Raw genomic sequence first — 2780 nt, 5'->3', positions numbered from 1 at the left:
TTGACATCGTGGAGGTCACAGATTCGAGTTCTGTATCGCCCACTCGAAAAGAGCCCGCAATTCGCGGGCTTTTTTTATGCGCCGAAACTTTCCCAGCTGACGAACCGGCGTACTATTCCCCTTTCCGTTCCCTTTTCAGGAACCACGAGGGGTGAAGCCATGCCACGAGAACCAAAGCCGTACTGGAAAAGTCAGCAACAACGATGGGTCTGCACCATCGACGGCCAGCGCATCACGCTTGGGGCTGAGAAGGAGGCGGCGTTCGACAAGTACCACCAGTTGATGCTCAATCGCCGGGCGGTCTCGGCGGAAGTGTCGACCGTGTACGAGCTTTCGCAGTCGTACCTCGATTGGTGCCAAGAAAATCGGAGTGCCGGCACATACAGCAATCACCGGCTGTACTTGAAAAGCTTCATCGGAGCGATTGGTAAGACGCTCAAAATCTCTGCCCTGAGGAAGCACCACGTCTTGAACTGGTCGAAGGACGTCGGGGTCACGACAAGCCAGAATGATGCCATTTCGGTTGTGCAGCGAATGTTCAATTGGGCGGTCGAGCACGAATACCTTCACGCATCCCCGATTCCTAAGATCGTCAAACCGAAGCGAAAGCGAAGAGAGATCGTTTACACGCCCGAGCAGTGGAAAATCATCCAGTCGTACGCGAGTCCCCAATTGGCCGCGTTGATCAATTTTCTTTGGTCGACCGGGTGCCGACCGAAAGAAGGTCGCACCGTTGAGGCACGCCATGTCCACGATGACCTTGTCATTTTTCCGCCCGACGAAAGCAAAGGCGAAACCGACTCGCGAGTCATCTTCCTCACCGCAGAGGCCAAAGGCATCGTTGCTCCGCGTTTGAAGGAGAAAGGTGTCCTCTTTAAGAACACTAAAGGAGTCCCTTACACGAAAGACGCCCTCGTCCAAGCGATGATCCGCATCTCGAAAAAAGCGGGGTTCCGGTGCATCGCCTACGGGGCCAGGCACAGCTACGCGACCAACGCCTTGATTCGCTCAGTCGACACTGTTTCGCTGTCGCACCTGATGGGGCACCGATCGACACGAATGGTATCCAACTACGCCCACCTGTCCCAGAACATCGAGCACCTGCGGCGACAAGCCGAAAACGCTGCTAGCAGGAGGTGACCAAGTTGGGCTGATCTGCTTTTTGAGACTGGTGACCTAAAAATGATTTTAGCCGCTTCTAGTTACAATAGGCCACTCAAGAATACACACGTTGTCTCGGCGTCGTTCGCATCTGTCCCATCGCCGCCGGTTCGTTGCTCGGCAATGCGTTGATAGAAGAGCCATCCACGGCGGTGATCGTTTGCTGAATGCTGCTCCGTCGCGGGTCCGGGGCAGCATCCTTGACTTCAGTAGACAAGGCCCAATGATCGGCTTGACAAGGTCTGCAGAGAACAGCCCACCGGCTTCGGATAGCGATCCCAGCGAAGCCTCCTCGTTGCCCAGTTCGTCACGTACTTTCGCCAACTCACTGGCCTGCGAGATCGCTCGCAAACTCGAGGCAGTGGGGTTCAGGACATACAGCAACACGAGCATGCAATATTGATCGTAGTGCAGCGTACGGTTTCCAGTTGTATCACGCTGGCACTCATGTTGGTGAAGATGCTCGAGCAGAGGCTTGAGCATGGCGAAGCGTTTGAGGCCTTCGATTTTGATCTTTGGCTTGACGAGAGATTTCTGTGTTCGCTCACCCTGGTCTTCAGGGCGCTTTCATCTTTCGAGTCGCTTGGTTTTGGTTGGCATGGCAAACCAACGATTACCCGCTAAACGCAGGAGTAAAGCAAGATCGACGCAAGAGCCAAACCGGTTTCACGCATCTCGGCTCTGTCGGATGCAAACCACTAACGGTTTCACATCATCGCAACTGCCCGCCAGTCTCTTTGAAGCAAGAACGAGACACTCTCGCCCAGCGAACGAAGACAAGCCAAATTATGGATGCTAGCAATTCAGCGTCGGCCGGCATACGCCGGGCCGAACACTGTTGCCCCTGTCCCCTTTCATCGCCCTCGTAGCGTCGAAGCCACTTCGGAAACCAAGTTTGGTCAGACTCTCCGATGTCGTCCGCCACGGCCACCGCACGCTCAAATTCTGCGAGTGTCATCAAAACGATCCTTTCAGGACGCACCGTTGATCAAGCTGGGCGAATGCAGCAGCCTCCGCCGAGAGGCTGCCGAACCCCTCGGGAAGCTATCGAGTCAAGTGATATTGGTCAATCAGCCCTACTCAGTAGGGGCGTATTGCTCGAGCGACTCAAGGGATATTGGTCAAACGACCCAACTGAGTTGGGGCGTATTGCCCGGGCGAGTCAAGTGATATTGGTCAAACACCCCTACTCAGTAAGGGTGTATACTGGAATTTCCCGAATACGACCCTACTGAGTAGGGTTCAATCTATCGTTATGCGAATGAATCGTGACATATTTCGTGCTTGAACCTCCGAAACTGTGGGGCGACTTTGGTTCGGTCCTAATCGCCGGGTATTACCGTCGCGTTGATGGTGGCCCAATGTTGTTGCATCGAACTGGTCCCTTTGCGCCACCTTTGTTCATTCCCTGGAGCTCAGTTGGTGGACCGCAAATCGTGGTTACGCGTTCATTCTTCGATGAGCTTCACCTACTTGTACCCGAACTCTCAACCCGTGACGCGGTTGCAGACCGGATTATTGGGCTTACTTGGCACACATGGGACCTTACCGCTCCTGAACCGGCAGCGTATCCGCCAGAGGGCGAACCGGAGGGTTACGGGTGCAGTCGGGCTGGTAGC

The 2780-nt window shown here is 54.8% G+C and carries 1 protein-coding gene, 1 tRNA gene and 1 pseudogene (1 of these 3 running past the window's edge); 2 read left to right on the top strand and 1 reads right to left on the bottom strand.

What is annotated here, in order from left to right:
- Positions 1–42: transfer RNA gene (locus tag B2R17_RS01920), tRNA-Val, on the top strand; it begins 204 nt to the left of the window's first position.
- Positions 43–159: 117 nt separating this feature from the next.
- Positions 160–1140, top strand: coding sequence for a tyrosine-type recombinase/integrase (locus B2R17_RS01915; RefSeq protein ID WP_286762617.1), 981 nt, complete (start codon positions 160–162; stop codon positions 1138–1140).
- Between the two features lie 136 nt (positions 1141–1276).
- On the opposite strand, the pseudogene B2R17_RS01910 reads toward B2R17_RS01915, so the two are convergent.
- Positions 1277–1761, bottom strand: a pseudogene (locus B2R17_RS01910) (IS4 family transposase); the annotation flags it as partial.
- Positions 1762–2780 lie beyond the last annotated feature (1019 nt).

The sequence above is a fragment of the Rhodopirellula sp. UBA1907 genome (assembly GCF_002337565.1).
Taxonomy (GTDB): Bacteria; Planctomycetota; Planctomycetia; order Pirellulales; family Pirellulaceae; genus Rhodopirellula; species Rhodopirellula europaea.
Note: the sequence above shows the minus strand (reverse complement) of the source record. Positions and strands in the feature narration are given on the sequence as shown.